The sequence below is a fragment of the Bradyrhizobium sp. T-12 genome, assembly GCF_058314695.1.
In genome coordinates this window covers 4,284,147-4,309,609 of the sequence record NZ_CM177756.1, presented here as the reverse complement: position 1 = coordinate 4,309,609, position 25,463 = coordinate 4,284,147, and the positions used below count along the sequence as shown (strand labels likewise).

Here is a 25,463-nt window from a genome sequence, read left to right as displayed (position 1 = left end):
CGTGCACAAGCATTTCTTTGTCCTCCTGGGGACTCGGCCCGAAGCGATCAAGCTCTTTCCGGTCATCAACCGGCTCAAGGCCGAGAATCGCAAGGACATTTCCTTGACGATCTGCGCGACGGCACAGCATCGACAGTTGCTTGACCAGGTTCTCAAGCTCGCCAAAGTGGTTCCGGATTTTGATCTGAACGTCATGACGGCCAATCAGTCGCTGGATCATCTAACCTCACGGCTGCTCGCGGAAGTCGGTGAGCTCCTCGAGAAGGTGAAGCCTACCAGGGTTATCGTCCAAGGCGACACAGCGACTGCCATGGCTGGCGCACTTGCGTCCTATTACCACCGGATACCGGTTTCTCACATCGAGGCCGGACTGCGCAGTGGGGACATCTATTCTCCCTGGCCGGAGGAGGTGAACCGCAAGATTGTCGGCTCAATCGCCGATCAGCACTTTGCCCCAACAGAGCGCGCGGCGCGCGCGCTTCGCTCCGAAAACGTCTCGGACGATCGAATCCACGTCACCGGAAACACGGTGGTGGACGCCCTCATCCTCGCAAAGGCCATGGTCGAATCCGATCCGGGGCTCTCGGGCCGCTGGGACAGCATCAAGAAGCGCCACGGCAACCGGCGTATCATCCTGGTGACTTGCCACCGGCGGGAGAATTTCGGCGGCGGCGTCATCAACATCGTCAACGCCTTGGAAACCATCCTGCGCAGGGAAGACGTTGCTGTGGTGCTCCCCGTGCATCCGAATCCGAATGTCCGCGACCTGTTTGCGTCCCGGTTGTCGGATCACCCGAGGGTCGTTCTCATTTCCCCCCAGGAATACACGGATTTCGTGAGCCTTCTCTCGTTGTCGCATCTGGTCTTGACGGATTCAGGCGGCGTCCAGGAGGAAGCCCCCACTTTCGGGAAACCAGTCCTGGTGATGCGGGATACGACCGAGCGCCCTGAGGGGGTGGAAGCCGGAACGGCGCGTCTCGTCGGTGCGAACTACGACAAAATCGTTGCCGAGACATTTCGCTTGCTCGACGACGACGAGACTTATGCGGCCATGGCTCGTTCGCACAACCCATTCGGTGACGGGCACGCGAGCGAGCGTATCGTGAAGGTGCTTCTCAATGCCTGAGTTCCAGAAGATCAATGTCGTTGGACTCGGTTATATCGGGCTACCGACGGCGGCCCTCATTGCAAGCCGAGGAATGCAGGTGGTCGGGATCGACACCAATGAGCGCATCGTCGATACGGTTGCCTCCGGAAGAATTCACATCGCCGAGCCCGATCTCGACGGTCTCGTTTCCAAGGTCGTGTCGAGCGGGGCCCTGACGACATCCACCAAGCCGCAGGCGGCCGACGTCTTCATCGTTGCGGTGCCGACGCCGATCGATCGCGAGAACCGTCCGGACTTGTCGAGCGTGCATGCGGCGGTCGACCAAATCGTCGATATTCTTGCGCCAGGTAATCTCGTCATTCTCGAATCGACGTCGCCGATCGGGACCACCGAGGCGATCGCGAAGCGGATCATTGACCGCAGGCCCGATTTGCACATCGGAGTCAACGGCAAGGAAGACGGGGCGATTTACGTCGCCTACTGCCCGGAACGCGTGTTACCGGGGCGGATCCTCACCGAGCTCATCAACAATGACAGATGCATTGGGGGCATCACGCCAACTTGTACGCGTCTTGCTCAACGCTTCTACAAGATGTTCGTTCGCGGGGCCTGCGTCGGGACGACGGCGCGCACAGCCGAGTTGGTCAAGCTGACGGAAAACGCCTTCCGCGATACCAACATAGCCTTTGCGAACGAACTCTCGCTGATCTGCGACAGGTTCGACATCAATGTCTGGGAAGTGATCGATATCGCGAACCGCCACCCCCGCGTCAACGTCTTGCGGCCAGGACCGGGAGTGGGCGGGCACTGCATTGCGGTCGATCCCTGGTTCATCATCGACTCCGCGCCAGATCTCGCCCGGGTGATGCGAACCAGCCGCGAAGTCAACAACACCAAGACGCAGAAGATCATCGAACGTACCGAGGCGCTGATCGACGATCACCCCTATGCAAACATCGCCTGTTGTGGATTGACCTTCAAGGCCAATGTCGACGATTTGCGCGAAAGTCCCGCCATGGAAATAGCCACGCATCTCGCGGCAAAGTACGGTGAACGAGTCAAGGTCGTTGAGCCGAATCTTCGCCGTCTGCCGCCACAGTTGGCCGATCATCGTGTCGCCTTTGTGAACATCGATGAAGCGCTGCGCAGCTGCGAAATCGCAGTTCTCCTCGTCGATCACGACGAGTTTAAGATGGTACCCCTGTCAGAGCGTCGACATCTCGACGTCATAGACACGCGGGGCATATGGCAGGACATGCCGGCACGGACGTAGCGACCGACTTGGTCTGATCGTCCGTGGCGGAAGGATTGAAGCGTATTCTCTGGGTGCATCGAGGTTAGCATGCGAGACAGTCAACTGGGAATCGGCGTAGTGGGCTACGGTTATTGGGGTCCCAATATCGTTCGCAATTTCTCGCTCAATCCCGCCACCCGCGTCGTCAGCGTGAGCGACCTGAGCCCAGGAAGGCTCGGCGCCGTAAAGCAGCTTTACCCGGCGGTGGAAACGACCAGTCGCTACGATGATCTGCTAAAGGACACCAGCATCGATGCCATCGCTATCGCAACGCCGGTGCATACCCACTACGAGCTGGCGCTCGCGGCGTTGAGAGCCGGAAAGCATGTGCTGGTCGAAAAGCCGCTTGCGACGAGCGCTGAGCTCGTCACGCGCTTGATCGAGGAGGCGGACCGGCGCGGATTGACGCTCATGGTCGATCACACCTTTCTCTATACGCCCGCGGTCCAGAGGATCCGAGAGCTCCTGCTGAGCCGGGAACTCGGCGACATCTATTACTACGACAGCACGCGCGCGAGTCTCGGGCTGTTTCAGAAGGACGTAAATGTGATCTGGGATCTGGCGGTGCACGATATCTCGATTATCCACCATATCCTCGATAAGGAACCGATCGCCGTCTCGGCAACCGGTTCGTGCCACGTCGTCGGCTCGCCAGAGAACATGGCGCACATCACTCTGTTCTTTGCCGACGCGTGCGTCGCTCACGTCAGCGTCAATTGGCTCTCACCCGTTAAGGTGCGCCAAACGTTCATCGGCGGCAGCAGAAAGATGATTGTCTACGATGATCTCGAGCCGACCGAGAAGATCAAGGTCTATGACAAGGGCATCACACTCGATGGTCCTCCCGAGGATGCGCATCAATTCCGGATCGGGTACCGCGCCGGCGACATGTGGGCTCCGCATATTGCGCCAACGGAAGCACTGCAGACGGAGGTGGAGCATTTTGTGGATTGCGTGCGCACAGGCGGTCAGCCGATTTCCAGTGGTATCTCCGGGCTCCGCGTGATCGAAGTCCTGGAAGCGGCATCGTGCTCGATCGCAAAACAGGGGGCGCCGGTATTGCTGCGAGAGCCCTATGGGATCTGGCAGCGCCCAAGAGCGATAGCATGAGACGTGCGGCGACCTAGCGGGCCCAGTCGACATGGCAGACAGTGCAACGAGGTCCGTGCAGCGCTCGATCCTGTTTTCCGCGCTCGACCGTTACACCGGCCTGCTGGTGGTCTTTTTCGCGACGGCCGTGCTGGCCCGTTTGCTATCGCCCGAGGAGTTTGGCATCTATGCCGTGGTGAACGCGATCACATCCATCATTGCCGCCTGCTTCCAGGAGTTTGCAGGCGCAAGCTATTTGATTCAGAAGCGCGAGTTATCGCGGGCAAGCGTGCAGACCACGTTCACGATTACCCTCATGATCTCGGTGGCCACCGCCTTCGTTCTATTCGTGTTTGCGCAGCCCATCTCACGTCTCTTCGAGCTGGACCGCCTCCGCTACGGTATCGAAATTTCCGCCCTTAACTTTCTATTGCTGCCATTTTCTGGAACCATGGCCGCCTTGTTCCGTCGCGAGATGCAATTTGGGACACTCGCAATCTGCAACTTCGTGGCAGGTGCGACGATTGCGGTCGTTTCGGTCGGTCTCGCGATGGCCCAATTCAGCTACATGGCCCCGCTCTGGGGAGCGGTGGCCGGCAACGCCGTGCTGGCCGTGATGTTGCTCATCTTGCGGAACGACTTTGGCGCAATGCGTCCGTCCTTGGTAGACTGCCGGGAGATCGTCGGCTTCGGCCTCTACTCGGGCGCGGTGAGTGTTGTAAACGTGTTCTATGGCTTGGCACCGCAGCTGTTTCTGGCGAGAGTGCTCGACTTCACGGCCGTCGGACTTTACAGCCGAGCAACTGCATCGACGCAAATATTCGACAAGCTGGTCACGCAAGTCATAAGTCCGGTCGTGATGCCCGCGGTTGTCGCGCGACATAAAGCAGGGGGCGATCTCAAGGCCGGCTATCTGGAAGCCATTCAGATGCTCTCTGCTGTGCAGTGGCCGTTCTTGGCGTTTATGGCGGTCATGGCCCGGCCAATCATTCTGATCTGGCTCGGTCCGAACTGGCTGGAGATCGTTCCGCTCGTGCAGCTGCTCTGCATTGGCAACCTCGCACTTTTTGCCGCCTGCCTGACCTACCCGGTGTTTGTTGCGCTCGGAAGGGTGCAGGATGCGCTGATCTCATCCCTGATTTCGTTGCCCCCCTCGCTTCTGGTCATCTTCGGCGCATCATTTCTGGGCGTACACGCCGTTGCGGCGTCCGCGCTAGTGACGTTGCCGTTTCAAGCTGCGGTGGCGTTTCATTTTCTTGGGCGGCACCTTCGTATTCGGCCCGGCGAAATGGTACGCAGCCTCTTCAGAAGCGGAGCTGTAACGGCTCTCGTGATTGGTGGCGTATCGATCTGTGCCGCACTGACGGACATGCAAAGACTTTCGTCGCTTGCGGGCCTGGGATTGGCCTTTGTCGTCGCCCTGCTTTGTTGGTGGCTGGGGCTAACGGTGACCGGGCACCCCCTTTTGCATCAGTTTCGCTATGCCGCAACCGGCCTAGCGAGAAGGGCGCCGGGGCTATGGCCTTCGCGGACGGCGCCATAGCGGCTTCGGCCAAATCATTCGGAGTTCGGACATGCCCATCAAAGACGACGTTGTACTTGGTCGCGATGTTCGCATTCTTCATCCGGAGCTGGTCAATCTGTATGGCTGCACTGTTGGTGACGAGAGCAGGATCGGAACGTTCGTCGAGGTTCAGGCGGGAGCGAAGATAGGTGCGCGATGCAAGGTATCCTCGCACAGCTTCATCTGCGAGGGCGTAACGATCGAGGACGAGGTATTCATCGGCCATGGCGTGATGTTTACAAATGACAAGCATCCGAGGGCGACGGCGGTGGATGGTCGTCCTCAACAAGCCTCGGACTGGACGTTGCAGCGCACTCACGTCGGTAGGGGGGCTTCCATCGGTTCCAACGCTACCATCTTATGTGGAGTGACAATCGGTGCGCGGGCGCTAATTGGCGCGGGTTCGGTCGTGACGAAGGACGTCCCCGCGGGTGCCACTGTTGCGGGGATTCCGGCTCGAATCATGTCTGCAGCCGAAAATAGAGCTCCGGCAGATCGTGCCTTCGGCAGCGAGGCCTCTAAAGCGACAAATTAAATGCTGTTTAGTTTCTTAAAATAAGTCTTGATTTAATATTATAATGCGAGCTAGCATTAAATATTGCTAGCCAAATCCAAGGTGTTCAATTTGATACCGTTCCTGGATCTGAAAGCCCAATATCGTCAAATCAAACCGGACATCGATGCCGCGGTGGCCAGAGTGGTCAGCAGCGGACACTTCGTGCTCGGTCCGGAGGTGACGGCCTTCGAGCGCCGCTTTGCGGAATATTGCCGGACCTCGCATTGCCTTGCGGTCAATAGTGGGACGTCGGCGCTCCATCTTGCCCTGCTGGCGGCGGGCGTTGGACCGGGTGATGAAGTGATCACGGTCTCCATGACCTTCGTGGCAACCACCGCGGCCATTCTCTACAGCGGCGCCAAACCCGTCTTTGTCGACGTTGACCCGGTCACGTGGACGATGGATCCTGGTCTGATCGAGGCTGCGATAACACCGCGAACCAAGGCCATCCTGCCGGTTCATCTCCATGGGCTGATGGCCGAGATGGATTCCATAATGTCGATCGCGCGGCGTTATGGTCTGGTCGTCATAGAGGACGCCGCGCAGGCACACGGCGCCGAATACCGGGGGCGGCGTGCTGGTTCGATCGGGGATCTGGGGTGCTTCAGCTTTTATCCTGGTAAGAATCTCGGGGCCTTCGGCGAGGGTGGGGCGGTTGTAACTGATCAGCCTGAATTCGCTCGCCGCGTGTCACTGCTGCGGGACTGGGGACAGGAGGCGAAGTACGACCACGTCATTGCCGGATACAATTATCGCATGGATGAGATCCAGAGCGCGGTACTGAATGTCAAGCTGGACTACATCGAGCGCTGGACCGAGGCCCGCCGCTCGCTGGCAGAACGATACAACGAACTGCTGTCTGAGCTCCCATTCGCGCGTCCTCAGCCGCCCCGGCACGCCCGCCACGTGTATCATGTCTATTCCGTCAGACTGCAACGGCGCGACGAAGCGCTGGCCATATTGCGGGACGCCGGCATCGGCGCAGGGATTCACTATCCCATCCCAGTGCATCTGCAAAAAGCCTATGCGGAACTCGGTTGTCGAGCTGGCGATCTGCCGGTAACTGAGAATCTTGCGAACGAATTTCTCTCCCTTCCCATCTATCCGGAGTTGCTGCCGGACGGGGCGGTCGCAGTTGTTTCCACTTTGAGGAACGCCGGAGCGTTGCGACCCACCCAGGCCGTCAGCGACCGATCGTTGCATTCACAAAACGTCTTAACGAGTTCCTGCAACAGGAGGGCGTCTTGATTGAGCTTAAGGGGAAGCGTGTTCTCGTCACCGGCGGAGCAGGATTCATCGGCTCCCACATCGTTGATCTGCTCTGCGATGAGGGGTGTATTGAGATCGTTGCCCTCGACAATATGGTAAGAGGCCGACCGGAAAATCTCCGGCGCGCGCTCGGACGCGGGCCGGTGAGACTGGTTCATGGCGACATACGCGATCGCAAGTTGATGGAAGCCTTGGTGAAGGCTGCTGATATCGTGTTTCACCAGGCCGCGCTGCGCATCACGCATTGCGCGGCGGAGCCGCGCCTGGCCAAGGAGGTCATGGTTGACGCCACCTATGATCTCCTTGAGCTGTGCATCAAGCACGACATCGAAAAGATCATCGCAGCGTCCTCTGCATCCGTCTATGGCATGGCAGAGGAGTTTCCGACAACCGAGCGGCAGAATCCGTACAACAACCGGACTCTCTATGGAGCAGCCAAGGCCTTCAACGAAGGCTTGCTACGCGCCTTCAATGACGTTTGCGGCCTTGATTACGTGGCATTCCGGTATTTCAACGTCTATGGCAGCCGGATGGATATCCACGGACGGTATACCGAGGTCTTGATCCGCTGGATGGAGCGGCTGGAGGCTGGATTACCTCCCGTTATCTTTGGTGACGGCTGTCAGACTATGGATTTCGTTCACGTCCGCGATGTCGCGCGCGCCAACATCCTAGCCGCCCGGGCGAAGATTAGCGATGAGGTCTTCAACGTCGGAAGTGGTACTGAAACCAGCCTGACAGAATTGGCTACGGTGCTTGCGTCGGTGATGGGACGCCGCGGCCTGACACCCGAATTCGCACCTGAGCGCTCGGTCAATCCGGTGCCGCGACGGCTGGCATCGACGGGAAAAGCGGAGCGTCTGCTGGGGTTCCGCGCCACGGTCTCGCTCGAGCAGGGGCTCGCCGACCTCGTGAAATGGTGGCGATCAGAACGCGATGTCGCTTCGGACCGTCAGCGGCAGGCAGCGGCATCGTGATCCCGATCGCTATGCCGCTGCTCGCGGACGAAGAGGCCGATGCCGCGCGCGCGGTCGTGCTGTCGGGCTGGGTCTCGCAAGGTCCGCAGGTAGCTGCGTTTGAGGAGGAGTTCGCCGCACTTGTCGGGGCTCAGCACGCCTGCGCGGTTGCGAATTGCACGACCGCCCTGCAGCTCGCGTTGGCCGCGCTGGGCGTCGGCAGGGGGGATGAGGTGATCACGGTCAGCCATTCCTTCATAGCAACGGCGAACGTGATCCGATATCAGGGCGCCACCCCCGTCTTTGTCGACATCGAGCCCGAGACATACAACTTGGATTGCGATCGGCTGGCAGAAGCGATCACCGAGCGCACACGCGCGATCATCGCGGTCCATCAGATGGGCATGCCGTGCGACATGGCCGCGCTCGTGGCCGTGGCGCGTCGCCACGGGATCGCCCTGATCGAGGATGCGGCCTGTGCCGCGGGATCGCAGATCTGCATGAACGGGCAATGGGAAGCGATCGGCAAGCCGCATGGAGACATTGCCTGCTTCTCCTTTCATCCACGAAAGGTGATCACAACAGGTGAGGGGGGAATGCTCACCACGTCCGATCCCGAGCTCGATCGCAAGTTCAGGCTGCTACGTCAACACGGGATGAGCGTCCCGGATATCGTGCGTCACGGCTCGCAGCGTGTCATTTTCGAAGAGTACGTCCTCGTCGGCTACAACTATCGAATGACGGATATGCAGGCCGCGATCGGGCGCAAGCAGCTGGAGCGGCTTCCGCAGCTGATTGCGCGCCGGCGCGCGCTGGCATCGCGTTACGATCAATTGATTGGGAATATAGAGGGGCTGCGGTTGCCGTTCGAACCGGAGTGGGCGCGTTCGAATTGGCAGAGCTACTGTGTACGCTTGCCCGATCGATTGGATCAGCGGGCAACGATGCAATCGCTGCTCGATCAGGGCATCGCTACGCGGAGGGGCATCATGTGCTCGCATCGCGAGCCGCCCTACGCGGAGGTGAAGCCGTGCCATGATCTACGACAATCCGAGCTTGCTCAGGATCACGCGATCCTGCTCCCACTTTATGCGCAGATGGGCTCAGCGGACCAGGAGCGTATCGCCGACGCGGTCAAGAATGAACTTGCCCGTTGAATCTGGACCATTGCGGCCGGTCAGGAATCGGTTTGCCGGGATACCTCACTTGCCGGATCCGGCGCGACTCTGACTGAACAAGGGGTGACCGCTCCTGCGGACAGCACCTGGGAGATTCGCGCCCGATCATTATCGTCCTCCGCGGAAGCCAAACCCATCCAACGTTGATATTTTCGTTGTATCTTATAGCGGGCAAGGCTGGCAGCACATCGACCGGCATCTGTCAGTCGGCGCCCGCGCGCACTCTTGCCGCGCAGTGCGCGCAGATAGGTTTGCTCTATCGTCCTCGCCGCGTGTGCTAGGCTGAAGCGATTCTCCACCAGTCGTCGGCCGAAACTGCCAAGCTCCTGCCGAAGGGACGTTGAGACGAGAACGACCTCAAGAGCCGACCGAAGTGCATCGGGGCCGGCACCACGCGAGCCTCTTCCCAGCCCATACCAACCCTGCTGCAGGAACTTCGGCGCACTCTCGGGCGTTAACAGCTCACTGAACCCGTCCTCGCCAATGACCACTAGCGGCTTGCCAAAAGCCATGCCGCGCAGCGCCGAACCACCTTGGCCGATAATGACATCCGCGGCAGCATAGCCGGGCCGGGGATCGGACATCTCGCCCACCAATATGACGGCGGTCCGGCCGAGTAGCGCATTTATTCTGGCCGCCCGCGCTTCGACGGTCGGGCGGGCCGGTCCATCACCTATGATCAATAACCGCACCGTACGACCATCGAGGCCCATTGCTCCGACGGCATCACACGCCGAGAGCAGGCCCTCCAGTTTCAGGTTCGGCACCAGCCGGCAGACCATCGCAATGACGATCTCGTCAGGTCCGAAATTCTGAGCGACGCGAAAACTCGTGCCATCGAGGAGGGGATGGTCAGATTTCGTATCCACTGGCGGCTCGAGCAGGGTGACATCTTGATGTCCTGCAGCGACGGCAGCGCGGCGGATCATCTCCGTGCCCACGGTCAGGGGAACACTGCGAGGTAGGAAAGAGGGAACGGACATCGACATGACCGTTCCCACCACGGCAGTTCGCGTCGATAGTCCAACGTTCAGAAAGGCCTCGACTATAGGGGGCCATTCGTGACCGTGCACCACGTCCACTCCGCCTTCGTTAACGATGTTGCGGAGCATCTGGCTGACACGCGGCGAGGGGCGGGCTCGATGCCGGGGAATTTCAATGTGTTCGAGGCCCGTCTCTCTTACCCTGTCCATAAGAGGCCCGGTCTCCGACGCCACAGTGACCTGATGGCCCAGGTCTCGAACCGCCTCGGCAAGCTGGACTGCGTTGAGCTGCGATCCACCCAGTTCCATGGAATGCGGATAGACCAGCACCTTCATGCGAGAGGTTCTCCGAGCGTCGCGCGATAATAATCCAAAATTAAATCACAATAATCTCGACCGATCCAATTTTATTATATACTCTGAGCTTATATTAAATTGGAAAATGGCTGGACGCCTCCACCGAGATCCCGGCGCAATGAACGAACATGCTGCCCAGCACATGACGAGCCCAACCAGCGGTACCGCGGTCCGCGTGCTGGTCGCGATTGCAAGCCATGGAACGTCGAATGACCGCTACCTCGAGCGGATCATTAGAGAGTACAGGTCGATGTCTTGCGCCATTGATATCGTGGTGTTGTCTAACATCGACAAGGGCCCGACGGCCGGGGCGGAATGCATTGTTGGCATGCCAACCAAGGACCCATGGTCCCTGCCGTTCGCACACAAGAAGCTCTTCGTGGAACGTCATAACCAGTACGATCTGTTCATCTATTCTGAAGACGATATTCTGATCACAGAGAAGAACATCCGTGCCTGGCTGGATGTAACGTCGATTCTGCCTGAAGACGAAGTAGCCGGATTTCTGCGGGTCGAATTCGCTGAAGACGGCCAGCGCAACTACCCTGACATCCACGCTCACTTTCACTGGGATCCCTCATCGGTCAGATGGCGTGGCGACTATATTCTGGCGCATTTTACCAACGAGCACGCCGCTTGCTTTGCTCTCACCCGGGAGCAGCTGGGCAAGGCGCTGCGTTCGGGCGGCTTCGACGTAGCTCCGCATCAGGGGAGGTATGATCTCGCCTGTTCGGCCGCCACGGATCCATACACCCAATGTGGTCTGAAGAAGCTGGTGCCAATCTCGCACCTGGACGATTTCACGGTCCATCACCTCACCAACCGGTATGTCGGCCGGATGGGGGTTGGACTGGACGAACTTGGCATGCAGAAGGAGATTCTGCTGGAGATCGCGCACGGCCGTCGCCTACCTTACTCGCTGCTTCCAACGGAGACGCGCCTTCGCCGCGCTAGTTTTTCCAAGAACTATTACGAACCCGAATCCGAGGAGTTGATCTCCCTCGTGCCGGTATCGGCGCGCAGCGTTCTTTCACTCGGTTGTGGCTCTGGCAGAACAGAAAGGCGGCTGCAAGCGCGAGGTCTGCATGTCGCGGCGATCCCTCTGGATCCGGTCATTGCGGCTGGGCCCGCCAGGGACGGGATTGAGATGATCTACGCCGATCTGGATAGCATCGATTCCAATCGCGGCGCCTTCGATTGCATCCTCTGCCTCAACCTGTTGCATCTGGCTCCGGATCCACGAAAGCTGCTTCGGAAGCTGCAGACGTTCATGCACGAGCAGTCGATAGCAGTGATCCAGATGCCCAATACGATGTCCCCCAGGGGCATTCGTTCTTATCTCGGAGCGGGTCTCCAATCCGGGCGGCGCGGCAGATACGACGCTGCCGGCGCTCATTTTGCTTCGGCGCGCCGGCTGGCGAGGTGGTGCACCGACGCGGGGTTGCGAATTGAGAAGATGTTCGGAATTCCAGCGGATCGTGACGATGGATTGTTCGGCATGACCTCTAGGCTGAGTACCTTCGCACCGGAATTCGTTTCGCTTGGCCTTGCGGCTTCGATCGTCGTCACCGCCTCGGGCGGGATACCAAATGACGACGAGACGGCCGTATTTGCTGGCCTCCAGGATCAGAAGGCCGAGGTGGAGGGTCAGCATTTCGGCCAAAATGGACCGATTTAGTGCAGCTTAACATTGAATGTATCCGATAAAATGACAGCAGATCACGAAACGAGAGATCGATGATTCCGGTCAGGGCGACGACGATCGGTGATCGGCTGGCCGTCCTTTCGGCCCGAGGGCCCGGCTTTGATCAAATTCGACTTGCGGCCGCACTCGTGGTGGTTGGTCATCATGCTTGGTGGGGAGTGAACGACGTCCTTTATCGGTTCAGCGGTGGGTTCATCCAGCTTGGTTTATTTGCAGTCATCATCTTCTTTTGCGTCAGCGGCTTCCTGCTGGCGCCTGGCCTGGCCCGATCCGGCGATCTCGTCCGGTTCGGCGTAAATAGGGCGTTGCGCATCCTGCCTGCACTGTTCGTCGTCGTCATCACGTCCATGTTCGTGCTTGGGCCAGCCCTGACGACTTATTCCCTGGCTGAATACTTCGGTAGCGCCGAGCTCTACCTGTATCTGAAGAACGTTCTTACCCTGATGTCTCACTACCTGCCCGGCGTGATGCGGCATGGACAGGAGGTGCAGGTCAATGGACCGCTATGGACGCTCAATGTCGAAGTCTGGTCATATGCGGTGCTGGCGGCGCTGAGCGTGGCCGGCTTTCTCCGCCAACGTGTGCTGACGGTGATCAGTTTCGCTCTGGTCTATCTCGCCTATGTTGGGCTGGCGCTCTCGCCATCGCTGCGTGCCGCCTGTCCGCAACGGCTCTTGGATTTCATCGGCCTCTTCGTCTACTTTATCGCTGGTACGAACCTCTACCTCTACCGTCAGACTATCCCGCTCTCCGGAATCGGAGCCGCAGTCGCCTCGGGATTCGCGTTGATTGGTCTTGCGAGCGGGATGGGTGCGGTGGCGCTGCCGCTGTGTGTACCGTACGTCGTAGTCTATCTCGGGCTCTCCGAGGTCACCAGCCGGGTGCCACTAAAGCACGATTTGTCCTACGGGGTATACCTGATCCATTCACCGGTCATATTGGCATTCCTGACGGTATTTGATCTCGCAGCCGGCTGGCCGCTGGCCTTGCTAGCGGGATCGGTAACTCTCATTCTGGCGTATGCCTCCTGGCGATTTGTCGAAGCGCCGGCGCTGAAGCAAAAGGCGTCGGTTTCGCGTTGGGTGTCATCGCACATTGCACGCACAGGCAGCGGACGAGGCGTTGAGAGTGAGCCAGCCGCGGGCCGTCATGAGCAGAGTAACAGTCTGACAGGAACAATCGGGGCCGGCGCAGCGGAGTGAAATGACACCAGCACCGGATCTCAGGTCGAGGCGATAGCGCGACGAGCGGCGAGAGGAGCGAAGCTGCTATGTGCAACGCATACCATGATGACGAACGTCAGGGGTTGGATCGGCAGCTGGATCTTTCCATCATTGTCGTGAGCTATAATACCCGCGAGATGACGCTCGACTGTTTGGCATCGATCGCCGCGGAGACGGTGACGGTGAGCTATGAGGTGATCGTCGTCGACAACAACTCTTCCGACCAGTCGGCCGCCGCAATTGCCCGCCAATTTCCAGAGGTCAAGCTCATTGCACTAGACAGTAATGTCGGCTTTGCGCGCGCCAACAATCTGGCTGCAAAACAGGCGCGGGGCCGACGATTGCTCCTCCTCAATCCTGACACCATCATTCTCGATTGCGCGATCGATCGTCTTTTGGAGTTCGCCGACGCGAACGCTTCCTTTCACGTCTGGGGCGGCCGCACTGTCTTTCCGGATGGCAGCCTCAATCGCACCTCGTGCTTTCGAAGAATCAGTCTGTGGAATTTGTTGTGCTTCGCGCTGGGGCTTACCTACTTCGGTCGTCGCAATCCGATTCTCAATTCCGAGGCCTATGGCGGTTGGGACCGAGATACCTCGCGGCATGTCGACATCGTTACGGGGTGTTTTCTGCTGATCGACCGGCCGCTGTGGGAGAGGCTAGGCGGGTTCGACCCCACCTTTTTCATGTATGGAGAGGAAGCGGACCTTTGCCATCGCGCACGATCGCTCGGTGCGCGGCCTGCGATCACGCCTGAGGCGACCATTGTCCACTATGGCGGAGCATCGGACGTCGTGCCCGTCGACAAGAGAGTGAAGGTGTTCAAGGGGAGAATTACCCTGATCAACCGCCACTTTGGCTGGCCCGCGCGGACGATTGGGCAGGCGTTGCACCTGATCGTGCCGCTCACACGCTGGTACGGCTACAGCATGGCAGCCGCGTTGGCGCGCAATGCGGAATGGCAGGAGAATGCGGTGTACTGGGAAGCCGTCTGGAGGCGTCGGCGAGAGTGGGTTGGCGGTTACGAGGTACAGAGAGCCGAACCGGCATGAGGGCGTGGGACTGCGGCAGGTGAGAAGAACGATGAGATTCAATAGCGTAGCGGGACCTTGGCGGAGCTGGCGAGGAGCCGGAGAGCATGCGTTTGGACGCAAGCGTGCTAGGAGCGAAATTGCGCTCTACGCTGCCCGTGTAGCCGCTGCGGTCGCAGCGCTCCAAATCCCGGCCGGTGTGGTAGCTGAACCGAATAACCCGTCAAAGCCGGCATTCGCCTCAGAATGGCCGGACGCAAGCAACACGGGGCCGCCTCGTGATCTCAAGCTGAAGCCATCGGGTCCGCTCACGATTGCGGTGGCCGGCACGACAATTTCGGGACTGGACATTCAGGGTGGCGTAACGGTCAACGCCGACAACGTGACGATCGAGACGTCCCGCATCTCGGCCAAAGCGTGGGCCGTCATCAAGATCGATCCGCATCGGACAGGAATTGTCGTCAGGGATTGCTCGATCGACGGTCTAGGTGCCGGTCCCGATGGCAATGGAAACCAGGGCATCATGGGACAGGGCACGTTCCAACGTAACAATATCTTCAATGTTGAGAATGGAATCGTGCTGACCGGAAAGGACAATCTGATCGAAGGCAATTTCATTCACGATCTCAATGCCGGCGGGGCACCACACTACGACGGTATCCAGATCGATGGCGGCATCTCGGACACGGTCATCCGGCACAACACGATCATCAATTCGCATGGCGCGGCTGGCGCCATCATGATCGACAATGAGTTTGGCCCGGTCTCCAATATTGTGATCGAAGGCAATCTACTCGCCGGCGGCAGCTATACGATCTATTCGGACGGGAAGTTCAACGACAATCCGATATCGAGTGTTTCGATCACTGACAATCACATCGGGTCCGGACAGTATGGGCCAACCTTGTTTCGCAGAAATCGCCCCACCTATCTCCGGAATGCGACTGACGGCTGGCACCTGGTCCGCAATCTGAACGTTGGCAAAGTCGCGGGGCAGGAGGCGATCAGATGAAGCGCCCGCATGTGGCTGGCCAACCGCAGGGCCTGCCGGACCTGATGGGCTGCGTCAGCCCCTTCGGGGAGATCGCCTCATGAGCTATCCCAGCGATGCCTTCCTTGCGGGGCACGCGCGAATGCGCGCGACGGGGGCGGGGGTCCGGTCGACCTTTCCCCAACACATCAGTTGGGCCGTCCCACTCCTTCTCATGGGCATCGTCTTGCCATCGGGGCTGCAGGTGCTGATTGCGGGCGCAAAGCTAACGCCGACCAGGATAGCCCTCATACTCCTGCTGATGCCGGCGCTTGCGCAGTTATTGCAGCCCACTCGGCGGCTCCTGCTGTCGGACGGGTTGGCGGGGACGCTTGCGCTCGCCATGGTGGGAGCGGCCGCCTATGCCGCCGGACCTCAATCGGCGTTTTCCGCTGTTGCAGAGGCCCTCGACTTTGTCGGGGCTTATTTTGTCGCGCGAGCCTTCGTTCTGGAGCCGCCGGCGGTCCAGCAGTTCATTCGTCTGGTCAAGGCATTCACGGCGATTGCGATATGCGTTGCAGTAGCGGACGTGTTGACGGGGCATTGGGTCGTTCGCGAGATGGTGGCGACACTCATGCCGCAGCCTGATGCCATCGTGGACGACGGCACGTCGAGTGTAGATGGAGTGCGAGCGGGTCTGCGGCGCGCAATAGCGACATTCGACCATCCAATTCTCTATGGCGTGTTCTGTTCGCTGGCTGCGGCCATCGTGCTGTTCTCGACGACGAGCCCCATCAAGCGTCTGTCGTGGGCGTGTCTATGCTTCTTCGGCGGAGTGCTGTCGCTATCTTCGGCCGCCGTCATGGGAATGGTGCTCGTCACGTCGAGCTACGCCTACGATCGGCTGTTGTGTCGCATCCCCTGGCGATGGCATCTCCTTTGGGCCGGGGCGGGCATGTTCCTGGTTGCCGTCACTTCTGTGACAAACAACCCTCTCAGCTGGCTGCTGTCCCACGCAACCCTGGAGCCTCAGACTGGATTCTATCGCCTCATGATCTGGGACGCAGTCTCTGCGCAGGTGTGGCAGTCGCCCTTGACCGGAGCGGGGTTCGTGACGTTCGGGTATTATCTGCTCGATCGAACCGTCGACAGCGTGTGGCTCGTCACGAGTCTGCATTACGGCGTACCGGTCACCATCCTCCTTATCGTCCTAAATCTCGCCGCGATGCTGCCTGTGCCCGGACTTCGTTCGACCGAGATTCAAAGGGGCTTTACAATCGCCTGCATGGTCTTCCTGTTCACAGGTTTGACGGTGCATTTCTGGAACTACATGTGGACGTTCTGGGGCGTCTGTATCGGAGTGCGTGCTTCGCTCAGGGAATGGCAGATGTTGGGAGTTCAAGATGAGTAATTTTGACGTGGCGCCATCGTCGACCGGGAGCATCAAGGGACGGTTGCGCCCCTATGTCTGGTCATTGCGCAGCGGGCTACGGACGATCCGCTTCCTGTTCGGACGATTTGAGAGATCTTGTCCGGTATGCGGGTATCGCGGCCGCTTCTTTGCATACGCAAATCCGCTGGCATTGGGGATCAACTTCGATTCGCTCTGTCCGAACTGTCTGTCACACGAGCGGCACCGGTTGTTGGCGCTCTGCGACGCCGAGCAGAACTTGTTTAAGGGAAAGGATATTCTTCACTTCGCGCCTGAAACGGGAGTGACGAGGTATATAGAGGCGAGGAAGCCGCGCAGCTATCTCACCTGTGAATTCGGCGGTAGGGGCGCTGATCTCGACATCAACATCGAAAAGATCGATCTCGAGGATAACAGGTTCGATCTGATCATCTGCTGCCACATCCTGGAGCACGTGAACGATCGCCTGGCCATCCCCGAGCTATTCCGGATCCTGCGCAAGGGGGGCACCTTGGTCGCGATGATCCCGCTCATTGAAGGTTGGCAGGAGACGTTTGAGGATCGGTCGAGGCAGAGAACAGTTGAGGATCGGATCTTGTACTTCAATCAGCATGATCACGTCCGCTTCTTCGGTCGTGATTTCCGGCGCCGCCTGGAACGCGCGGGCTTCGTCGTTGATGAATATACCGCGGTCGAGCCGCAAGTTGCGCAATATGGGCTTATCCGGGGTGAGAAAGTATTTCTGTGCCGGAGGGCTTAGACGCCGGTAGCCCTTTGATGGTCGCCGGCGAAAACAATCCGGGGTTGGGCGGCAGCTCTTGCCGCCGACTCTCGTCCGAGCCGTTATTTGAGGCGACTCCTTCTCCTGTTCTGCGCTCGAGCGAAGTCGAAGCGATCACACCCCATCATTGAAGTTCATTCACTGCGTCATCTTGGGCGTCGCCAATCACGACGACCATGTGCGGAGTATCGTGCTGCATCGACGATTCGCGCGCTCCATTTAATAATGCGCTAACACGTTTATTTACATCGTTGGTTTATTTAATGCGCGGCGGTCGATGAAATTGGTCTTCGCGCCTGCTCGTCAATCGTGCTCGTCGTCTCGGTCGCTAGCTGGAGCGATTTTTCTGTGAAGTGCACGACGGGGGTATTTTACGCCAATCTGATCGCCGCTAAAACGAAATCGCTTTTGATTCCCGTGGCGTAGATTTTTGCACCGCATTTCCGAAAACAAGAATCTGGCGGTGTTTGCGGCGAAATGACCTTGGCGGAGCCGTGGTCTTGTCAAAAAAAGGCCTTCTGCTGACGACCATTAACGCCGCGCAAGCACGTCGTCGGCGTATTTCGATCGCGATTAAATCGCGAGTGTAGATCCGCAATAAATGCTGACGGCGATTAACGGGGAATAATACACAAAAGACGGAGAGGCAATTTTGGCTACCACAACGAATGCATGGCCTGACGCAACGAACACCGGCGTGCCTGCGGGGGTAACGCTCACTCCTTCGGGAGACGTGGTGATTACGCAGGCAGGAGCGGTGGTTTCGGGACTCAACATCACCGGAAGCGTCTACATCAAGGCAGACAACGTGACGCTTGAGAACTGCAAGATCACGTCGGGCGGATGGGCCGGGGTGACCATCGATTCCGGAGTCACGGGCGCAGTCGTCCAGAATTGCACCATCGATGGTACCGGCCGGGCACCGGATGGCACGGGCAATCAGGGCATCATGGGGAGCGGCACGTTCATCGGAAATAACATCTTCAACGTGGAGAATGGCATCGTTCCCGGGAGCAACTCCGTCATCCAGGGCAACTACATCCACGATCTCCAGGCAGGCGGGTCGCCTCACTATGACGGCATCCAGATCGATGGAGGCCTCTCCAACATTCAGATCACCGGCAATTCGATCATCAACCAGTGGGGGTGGACCTCGGCGGTCATGATCGACAACGGCTTCGGGCCGGTCTCGAATGTCACAGTCACCAACAATCTGCTAACTGGTGGCGCCTACACTGTATACGCGGACTCCAATCTGGGCACCGCCTCGATCACCGGTGTGTCGTTCACCAACAATCACGTTGGTGGCGCGCAGTACGGCGACGCGTTGATCCGCGGGAACAATTCGGTGTTCACCGGGAATTACACGGACGGCGCGCAGCTGGCGTCGACGCTCAATACGTCGGCAAATAGCGGTACAACGACCTCACCGACAATGCCCCCCGCAACGCCCGAAGTCCCGGCAGCGCCGGGCATCGCATCCTGGTCACCCGATACGGGCAAGACTGGCGACGGCATCACGGACGCCAATCAGATCACTCTGCACGGCACCGCCGCGGCTGGCAGCACCGTGAAAGTCTATGACGGTTCGACGCAGATCGGTACGGCGACCGCGACTTCGGCCGGAAGCTGGGACTATATCACCAAGGTCTTGACCGATGCTAAGCACACGCTGACGGCGACCGCGACCAATTCGTCGGGTCAAACCAGCGCGGCATCGGCTGCGGTGGCGGTCACCGTCGACACCAAGGCGCCAGCTGCACCGACGATCGCGAGCGACACCGTCAACGCTGCCAACCAAGTCGTTCTGTCGGGGGCTGCCGAAGCGAACAGCGCGATCAAGGTGTTTGACGGAACGACCCAGATCGGGACGGCGACAACCAACTCGAGCGGTGCGTGGAGCGTCACGACGTCTGCGTTGTCGGCCGGTTCGCACGCCCTGACGGCGAAAGCGACCGACGTTGCCGGCAACGTCAGTGCTGCGTCGACGGCCGTGGATGCGGTCATTGGTTCTGGGACGACGGGCTCCACCGGCTCGGGCACATCGGGCACGGGCACCACAGCGCCCGCCGCGCCGAAAATCGCCTCGTTCTCAAACGATACCGGCACTGCCGGTGATCACATCACGAGCGACAAGACGCTGACCCTGGCCGGGACTGCGGTTGCCAACAGCACGGTCAAGGTGCTCGACGGCGCCACCCAGCTCGGCACGGCCACGGCGGATGCGAATGGAGCGTGGCACTACACCACCGCCGCGCTGCCGGACGGCAAGCACAGCTTCACTGCGACCGACACGGTCTCTGGCGTCACCAGCAAGGCATCGACTGCGCTGGACGTGACGGTGGATACCGCTGCCCCCGATGCCCCGGTGCTGTTGAGCGATCCGACCACGCATAACCGCGCCACGGTTTCCGGGACGGCGGAAGCCGGCAGCTTGATCAAGCTCTACGAGGGCGCGACCCTGCTTGGCACGACGACCGTTGCAAGTGACGGTGACTGGAGCGTGACGACACCGAATCTCAAGCACGGGTCACACACCTTCACCGCGACAGCGACCGACGCAGCCGGCAACACCAGCGCCTTGTCGCAGCCGATCGATCCGCCGATCGGCTCGCACAGCGGTGGCGGCACCCCGACGGTGGAAGTCACCAATGTACGCCAGCACTCGGATCACACCGCGACGATCAAGGGCACGGCCGATCCCAACAGCGAGATCAAGCTGTATGACGGCACGACCTCGGTCGGTTCGTCCACGACGGACGCCGACGGCAAGTGGAGCTTCCAGACCTCCGACCTGTCGGGTAAGTCCCACGCCTTTACCGCGGAGCAGGTCGACACCACAGACCACGTGGTCGGAACCAGCTCGGGCGCGGCGATGATCGGCTCGGGCCGCAGCGACACGCTGACTGGCACCACCGGCAACGATGTCATGGTTGGCAAAGCGGGAGCGGATACGTTCCAGTTTGCGTCGAACTTCGGCCAGGACGTCATCAAGGACTTCGCTGCCCGCGGACCTGCTCACGACACGATCGAGTTCAGCAAAAGCGTGTTCGACAGCTTTGCGAGCGTTCTCTCCCACGCGGCCCAGTCAGGCCACGACGTCGTCATCGCGACGGGGAGCGACACCCTCACGCTGAAGAACACGCAGCTCGACAAGCTGAACAGCCACGACTTCCACTTCGCGTAGGGGACGGCTCGTCAGACAAAAATTGGTACTCAACAATTGCCTTGGGGGATCTCTCAGGGGATCCCCCGCATAGGCATGACTAAAGGGCAGGTGTCATGACTGATACTGGACGGCGGGGGATAATTCCCCCGCCCGCGAATCTTTATCGAATCCCAATTATGCATTTGTCAGGACTGTGGTCGGCCGGGCGCCGGCTGGCGAATGAGGCCGAACCCCCGACGTCGCGGCTCGTCGGCTGGGCAAGGCGCTTCGTTGAAGCCCTTCGGAAACGGATATTCGTCGGTCGTTTCCGGCCGATGGAGAGCTATGAGGAGCCGCAGTCAGAGATGTCCGCATTCCTGCGGTCTTGCCGCAGGATATTCTGGGCGCTCGCGGCCTTCAGCGGCATGAGCAATCTCCTCATGCTCACCGGCTCGTTCTTCATGCTGCAAGTCTATGATCGCGTGCTGCCCGGGCGCAGCATACCGACTTTGGTCGCCTTGATGGTTCTGGCTACGGTCCTTTACCTGTTTCAGGGTGGGCTGGACTTCGTCAGGAGCAGGATCAGCGCGCGGGTCGGCCGGTATTTTGATGAACGGCTCGGCATTCGCATATTCGATGCGCTTGTTCGCCTGCCTTTGAAGACCAGGGCCGATGGCGACGGCTTGCAGCCGGTGCGGGATCTTGATCAGGTCCGCAGCTTCCTGTCGAGCGGCGGGCCGACGGCGCTCTTCGATCTGCCCTGGATGCCGATCTATCTCGGCGTTTGCTTTCTTTTTCACTTTTGGATCGGCGTCACCGCGTTGACCGGCGCGCTGGTGCTCGTCGGCATCACGATGCTCACGGAGACTCGGACGCGGGGGCCGGCAAGAGCATCCTCGCGTCTCGCAGTTTCGCGAACGGCATTGGCGCTCGAGGGCCGACGAAATGCCGAAGTTCTGCAAGCCATGGGCATGCGGCAGCAGGCGGCGCTGCGGTGGCGGGATGTCAACGCGAAGTATCTCGCAGCCCATGAGCGCGCCAGCGATGTCGCAAACAGCCTCGGAGGCGCCTCCAAGATCTTCCGGGCGATCCTGCAATCGCTGGTTCTTGCCGTTGGCGCAGTCCTTGTCATCAACCAGGAATCGACGGCCGGCATCATCATTGCCGGGTCGATCCTCAGCGCGCGGGCCTTGGCGCCCGTCGAACTGGCCATTGCGAACTGGAAAGGGTTCGTCGCCGCGCGGCAGTCGGGACAACGGCTCGATGCTTTGCTGAAGCTTCTGCCTACCGAGGAAGAACGGCTGGCACTGCCTCCTCCTGTTCAAGCTCTCACCGTCGAGCATCTCTCTATTGGCGCGCCGAACTCGGAGAGGCCCACCGTCAATGAAGTGTCGTTCCAACTGCGGAGCGGGCAGGCTGTCGGAATCATTGGACCGAGCGGATCCGGAAAATCGACACTCGTCCGAGCGCTGGTGGGTGTATGGCCGTGCATTCGAGGCCGGATACGGCTGGACAACGCCGCACTGGAGCACTGGTCTTCGGACGCCCTCGGCAAGCACATTGGTTACCTTCCCCAGGATGTCGAATTGTTCGACGGCAGCATTGCGATGAACATTGCGCGGTTCGATCCGCAGGCCACGGCCGCCGCAGTGCTGGAGGCCGCGCATGCCGCGGGTGCGCACGATCTGATCCTTTCGCTTCCGGATGGGTACGGCACGAAAATCGGCGAGGGGGGATTGGCGCTGTCGGCTGGGCAGCGGCAGCGTATCGGGCTCGCACGTGCCTTCTACGGCGAGCCGTTCCTGGTCGTGCTCGATGAGCCCTCGTCAAATCTCGATGCCGAGGGCGAAGAGGCGCTGACCGAGGCGATCCTAAAGGTGCGCCGCCGCGGCGGGATAGTCGTCGTTGTCGCCCATCGACCAAAGGCGCTTGAAGCCGTAGACCATGTCTTGTGCCTTGGGGAGGGCAGGGTTCAGTCCTTCGGAAAGAGAGAGGAGGTCCTTAAGAAGGTCTTGCGGAATCCCGTGCCGCTCAAGGTGGTGGCGGAAGCTCAAGGAGGCAGCCGATGAGCGGCATGGTGGCGCCGGCGATGCAATCGATCCAGCGTTACATGATCGTCGGTATGATCATGTTGGGTCTGGTCACTTTTGGGATCGGCGGTTGGGCAACCACAAGCCAATTGGCGGGCGCGGTGATCGCTCAAGGCGTCGTCGTGGTGGATTCGAGCGTCAAGAAGGTTCAGCACGCCACCGGCGGAATCGTGGGAGAGTTGCGCGTGCGCCAGGGCGATCGGGTCAAGGCGGGCGACATTTTGATCCGTCTCGACGAGACGCAGACGCTCGCAAATGCGACGATCGTCACCAATAGCATCGATGAGCTGCTGGCGCGGCAGGCGCGCCTCGAGGCCGAGCGCGATGGTGCCGAGCAGGTCGTGTTTCCAAAATTGCTGCTCGATCGGGCCAGGGAGAGCAACTCCGAGGCGAGCCGTGCGATCACCGCGGAGCGGAAGCTGTTCGACCTTCGCCGTCAGGCGAGGAGCGGCCAAAAAGCGCAACTGCAGGAGAAAGGCGCGCAGCTGGAAAACGAAATCAAGGGCTATACGGGTCAGACCGAGGCCAAGCAGAAGGAAGTCGAATTCATCCGCCAGGAGCTTGAGGGTGTGCGCAGCCTCTGGCAGAAGAATCTGGTGCCGATCACGCGGCTCAATTCCCTCGAGCGCGACTCCGCCCGCATCGAAGGCGAGCGCAGCCAGCTCGCAGGAATGATCGCTCAGTCGAAGGGCAAGATCTCCGAAATCGGACTCCAGATCATTCAGATCGACCAAGACCTCCGAACGGAGGTCGGCAAGGACCTGATCGAAACGCGCTCGAAACTCTCCGAGCTGGGCGAGCGCAAGACAGCGGCGGTCGACCAGTTGAATCGCGTCGATATCAGGGCGCCGCAATCCGGCCGCGTCCATGAGCTCAGCGTCCATACGGTCGGAGGGGTGATATCTCCTGGCGAGCAAATCATGCTGATCGTCCCCGATGCGGACTCGCTTGCGGTCGAGGTCAAGATCGCACCGAAGGATATCGACCAGGTCTATGTGGGGCAGACTGCGACAATGCGCTTCGCAGCCTTCAACCAGAAGACCACGCCCGAAATTGATGGCGAGGTCAGCATGGTCTCGGCAGACATCACGCAGGATCAGCGTGCCGGCACGAGTTACTACACAGGCCGCGTCCTGCTGAAGCCGGAAGCGCTCGCGGAGCTCGGGGCCGCAAAGTTGCTGCCCGGCATGCCAGTCGAGGTCTTCATCAAGACGGCAGGCCGGACCGCGCTTTCATACCTGCTGAAGCCGCTGCAGGATCAGGCCGGGAGGGCGTTCAAGGAGCGCTGAGTTGGTGCAAGATGGCAGTAGCGCTCGACTGCATGGATCGGGGACCGGCGTGTTTTCCCTGCGCGTCGGTGTTGCGACCAGCCGAAGAAGGCGCGGCCGGGCGGTCGCAAGCACCGAGGACGGGCGCGCCGGCCCGACGCGCGCGCGTCTGAAACCGGACCGGCGATGGCACTCTGGTTTGAAGGAGCCGTAGCAGCATTTTGGCTATCGGCGCGCTGTAGAAAATCCGGTGGAACGAGCGTAATGAGATCGTCTGCCTCCCAGTGAACCGCGGTAAATCGCGGATCTTTCGACGGAGCGACCGCGCTGGATGTCGTTTCTCTCCCCGCGAGACGATGGGGCGCTCGAATGATCGTCCGCTCAGGACGTCCATTCGCCTGGCATGCAGCCTCATTGTGGCTACGAAGCCCAGTAGCGAAGCTTCAGCTCCAAGAATGACGAGTAGTTCGACCGGCATGTGACTGGTCCCGCCCGAGATCGCCCGTTTGATGGTTTGACCCCGGTAATTATTCAAATCAACGATTAAATTAAATTGGTGGCTAACAATTATTGCGCCGCTGTGCGGGGCGAGCCCTTTGCCGCGCGCCGCTTCAACACTATGCAACCGAATATACAGCCCCGATCGAAGCGGTGTCGTTCCCCTTTTTCCGCGTGTCAGTTGAAGCGGCGCCACAGTTGCGTGTCGTATGAGAGGCGAATTTAATATTTATTGCGATTTAAATATAATGGAATATAATGTATTAAATGGAAATTGTGTGGGTCGGTCGTTTGCGCTGGCTGGACCGACACGGTTTGACGCACGGAGGGGGATCGGCAGATGCAGCGAACCTCGGGCCCGGTCATCGCAGCGGCCATAGCAATCGTCATCGGAGGCGTTCAGTGGTCGCGAGCGGCTTTGCTGGTTATGCCAGGAGTTCCCCAGACGGATTCTGCGCACATCGAGCTGGGGCGCCCGGCTCTGCCGCCCCTTACTTACACGGTGTTTTGCCTGCGCTATCAGGCCGAATGTCGCCCGCGACGCTCCTTTCGAGGCGGCCCGATCCGGTTGACCGAGAAGCGATGGGCAGACCTGCGGGAGATCAATCGTACCGTCAATCTGGCGATAGAACCGGTCCGCAACGAGCTTGGTCTTTCGGGCGAGGCATGGACTATCCACCCCGCGCGTGGCGATTGCAACGATTACGCGGTGAGCAAGCGCCACGAATTGCTTCGGCGCGGCTGGCCCTCGCGCGTCCTCCTATTAGGCGAAGTCGTCGTCGGTTCCGGTGAACATCATCTGGTGCTTCTCGTGCGCACCAGAAGCGGCGATCTCGTCCTCGACAATCTCACGTCACAGATCAAGCCGTGGTCGCGGACGTCCTATCGCTGGGTTCGCGTGCAGAGCCCGGGCCGTGACGGGCTGTGGGCCACCGTTGGACGGGAAGGGGTATGAGACCGGAGCGCTAATGCTCTGAGCCTTCC

The 25,463-nt window shown here is 59.9% G+C and carries 19 protein-coding genes; 18 read left to right on the top strand and 1 reads right to left on the bottom strand.

Annotated elements, in window-relative coordinates:
- Window position 1 precedes the first annotated feature (1 nt).
- The 8 genes from wecB to AC0WRY_RS20405 all read left to right on the top strand — a co-directional run bounded on the left by wecB (window position 2) and on the right by AC0WRY_RS20405 (window position 8,993).
- Window positions 2-1,126 (top strand): non-hydrolyzing UDP-N-acetylglucosamine 2-epimerase, encoded by a 1,125-nt coding sequence (gene wecB / locus AC0WRY_RS20440; protein WP_194402582.1) that lies wholly within the window; start codon window positions 2-4, stop codon window positions 1,124-1,126.
- A complete protein-coding gene (wecC, locus tag AC0WRY_RS20435) occupies window positions 1,119-2,381 on the top strand; it encodes a UDP-N-acetyl-D-mannosamine dehydrogenase (RefSeq protein WP_194402581.1) in 1,263 nt (420 codons plus the stop codon). The genes wecB and wecC overlap by 8 nt, the downstream gene beginning before the upstream one ends.
- Before the next feature lie 69 nt (window positions 2,382-2,450).
- Entirely contained in the window at window positions 2,451-3,512 is a 1,062-nt protein-coding gene (locus AC0WRY_RS20430; RefSeq protein WP_194402580.1) for a Gfo/Idh/MocA family protein, read from the top strand.
- A gap of 55 nt (window positions 3,513-3,567) precedes the next feature.
- Entirely contained in the window at window positions 3,568-5,034 is a 1,467-nt protein-coding gene (locus AC0WRY_RS20425; RefSeq protein ID WP_491120686.1) for an oligosaccharide flippase family protein, read from the top strand.
- 31 nt (window positions 5,035-5,065) lie between these two features.
- The gene (locus AC0WRY_RS20420) at window positions 5,066-5,590 is read left to right on the top strand and encodes an acyltransferase (RefSeq protein ID WP_194402578.1); all 525 of its coding nucleotides are present in this window, start codon (window positions 5,066-5,068) and stop codon (window positions 5,588-5,590) included.
- 90 nt (window positions 5,591-5,680) lie between these two features.
- A complete protein-coding gene (locus AC0WRY_RS20415; protein ID WP_194408338.1) occupies window positions 5,681-6,859 on the top strand; it encodes a DegT/DnrJ/EryC1/StrS family aminotransferase in 1,179 nt (392 codons plus the stop codon).
- Window positions 6,856-7,857 carry an NAD-dependent epimerase/dehydratase family protein gene (locus AC0WRY_RS20410; protein WP_194402577.1) on the top strand — a complete coding sequence of 334 codons (1,002 nt, stop codon included), beginning with the start codon at window positions 6,856-6,858 and terminating at the stop codon, window positions 7,855-7,857. The genes AC0WRY_RS20415 and AC0WRY_RS20410 overlap by 4 nt, the downstream gene beginning before the upstream one ends.
- The gene (locus AC0WRY_RS20405; protein WP_491120684.1) at window positions 7,797-8,993 is read left to right on the top strand and encodes a DegT/DnrJ/EryC1/StrS family aminotransferase; all 1,197 of its coding nucleotides are present in this window, start codon (window positions 7,797-7,799) and stop codon (window positions 8,991-8,993) included. Before AC0WRY_RS20410 ends, AC0WRY_RS20405 begins: the two co-directional genes overlap by 61 nt.
- A 20-nt stretch (window positions 8,994-9,013) precedes the next feature.
- Here the strand turns inward: AC0WRY_RS20405 and AC0WRY_RS20400 are convergent, their stop codons facing one another.
- A complete protein-coding gene (locus AC0WRY_RS20400; RefSeq protein WP_491120682.1) occupies window positions 9,014-10,333 on the bottom strand; it encodes a glycosyltransferase family 4 protein in 1,320 nt (439 codons plus the stop codon).
- Between the two features lie 139 nt (window positions 10,334-10,472).
- Between AC0WRY_RS20400 and AC0WRY_RS20395 the strand changes: the two genes are divergently transcribed.
- The 10 genes from AC0WRY_RS20395 (at window position 10,473) to AC0WRY_RS20350 (ending at window position 25,434) form a co-directional block, all read left to right on the top strand.
- Window positions 10,473-12,032, top strand: a complete 1,560-nt coding sequence (locus tag AC0WRY_RS20395) for a class I SAM-dependent methyltransferase (RefSeq protein WP_491120680.1) — start codon at window positions 10,473-10,475, stop codon at window positions 12,030-12,032.
- A 59-nt stretch (window positions 12,033-12,091) separates the two neighbouring features.
- Window positions 12,092-13,261, top strand: a complete 1,170-nt coding sequence (locus AC0WRY_RS20390) for an acyltransferase family protein (RefSeq protein WP_491120678.1) — start codon at window positions 12,092-12,094, stop codon at window positions 13,259-13,261.
- A 68-nt stretch (window positions 13,262-13,329) separates the two neighbouring features.
- Entirely contained in the window at window positions 13,330-14,334 is a 1,005-nt protein-coding gene (locus AC0WRY_RS20385) for a glycosyltransferase family 2 protein (RefSeq protein WP_211419298.1), read from the top strand.
- 31 nt (window positions 14,335-14,365) lie between these two features.
- On the top strand, window positions 14,366-15,325 hold the full coding sequence (locus AC0WRY_RS20380; protein ID WP_491120676.1) for a right-handed parallel beta-helix repeat-containing protein: 960 nt from the start codon (window positions 14,366-14,368) through the stop codon (window positions 15,323-15,325).
- Between the two features lie 79 nt (window positions 15,326-15,404).
- Window positions 15,405-16,694, top strand: coding sequence for an O-antigen ligase family protein (locus AC0WRY_RS20375; protein WP_491120674.1), 1,290 nt, complete (start codon window positions 15,405-15,407; stop codon window positions 16,692-16,694).
- Complete coding sequence (locus AC0WRY_RS20370; protein WP_491120672.1) at window positions 16,687-17,454, top strand: class I SAM-dependent methyltransferase; 768 nt, start codon at window positions 16,687-16,689, stop codon at window positions 17,452-17,454. Before AC0WRY_RS20375 ends, AC0WRY_RS20370 begins: the two co-directional genes overlap by 8 nt.
- 754 nt (window positions 17,455-18,208) lie before the next feature.
- Window positions 18,209-20,662 carry an Ig-like domain-containing protein gene (locus tag AC0WRY_RS20365; RefSeq protein ID WP_491120670.1) on the top strand — a complete coding sequence of 818 codons (2,454 nt, stop codon included), beginning with the start codon at window positions 18,209-18,211 and terminating at the stop codon, window positions 20,660-20,662.
- A 326-nt stretch (window positions 20,663-20,988) separates the two neighbouring features.
- Window positions 20,989-22,692: a type I secretion system permease/ATPase gene (locus tag AC0WRY_RS20360; RefSeq protein WP_194402568.1), complete on the top strand. Its 1,704-nt coding sequence runs from the start codon at window positions 20,989-20,991 to the stop codon at window positions 22,690-22,692.
- Complete coding sequence (locus tag AC0WRY_RS20355; RefSeq protein ID WP_194402567.1) at window positions 22,689-24,002, top strand: HlyD family type I secretion periplasmic adaptor subunit; 1,314 nt, start codon at window positions 22,689-22,691, stop codon at window positions 24,000-24,002. The genes AC0WRY_RS20360 and AC0WRY_RS20355 overlap by 4 nt, the downstream gene beginning before the upstream one ends.
- An 817-nt stretch (window positions 24,003-24,819) precedes the next feature.
- Window positions 24,820-25,434, top strand: coding sequence for a transglutaminase-like cysteine peptidase (locus AC0WRY_RS20350; protein ID WP_194402566.1), 615 nt, complete (start codon window positions 24,820-24,822; stop codon window positions 25,432-25,434).
- Window positions 25,435-25,463 lie beyond the last annotated feature (29 nt).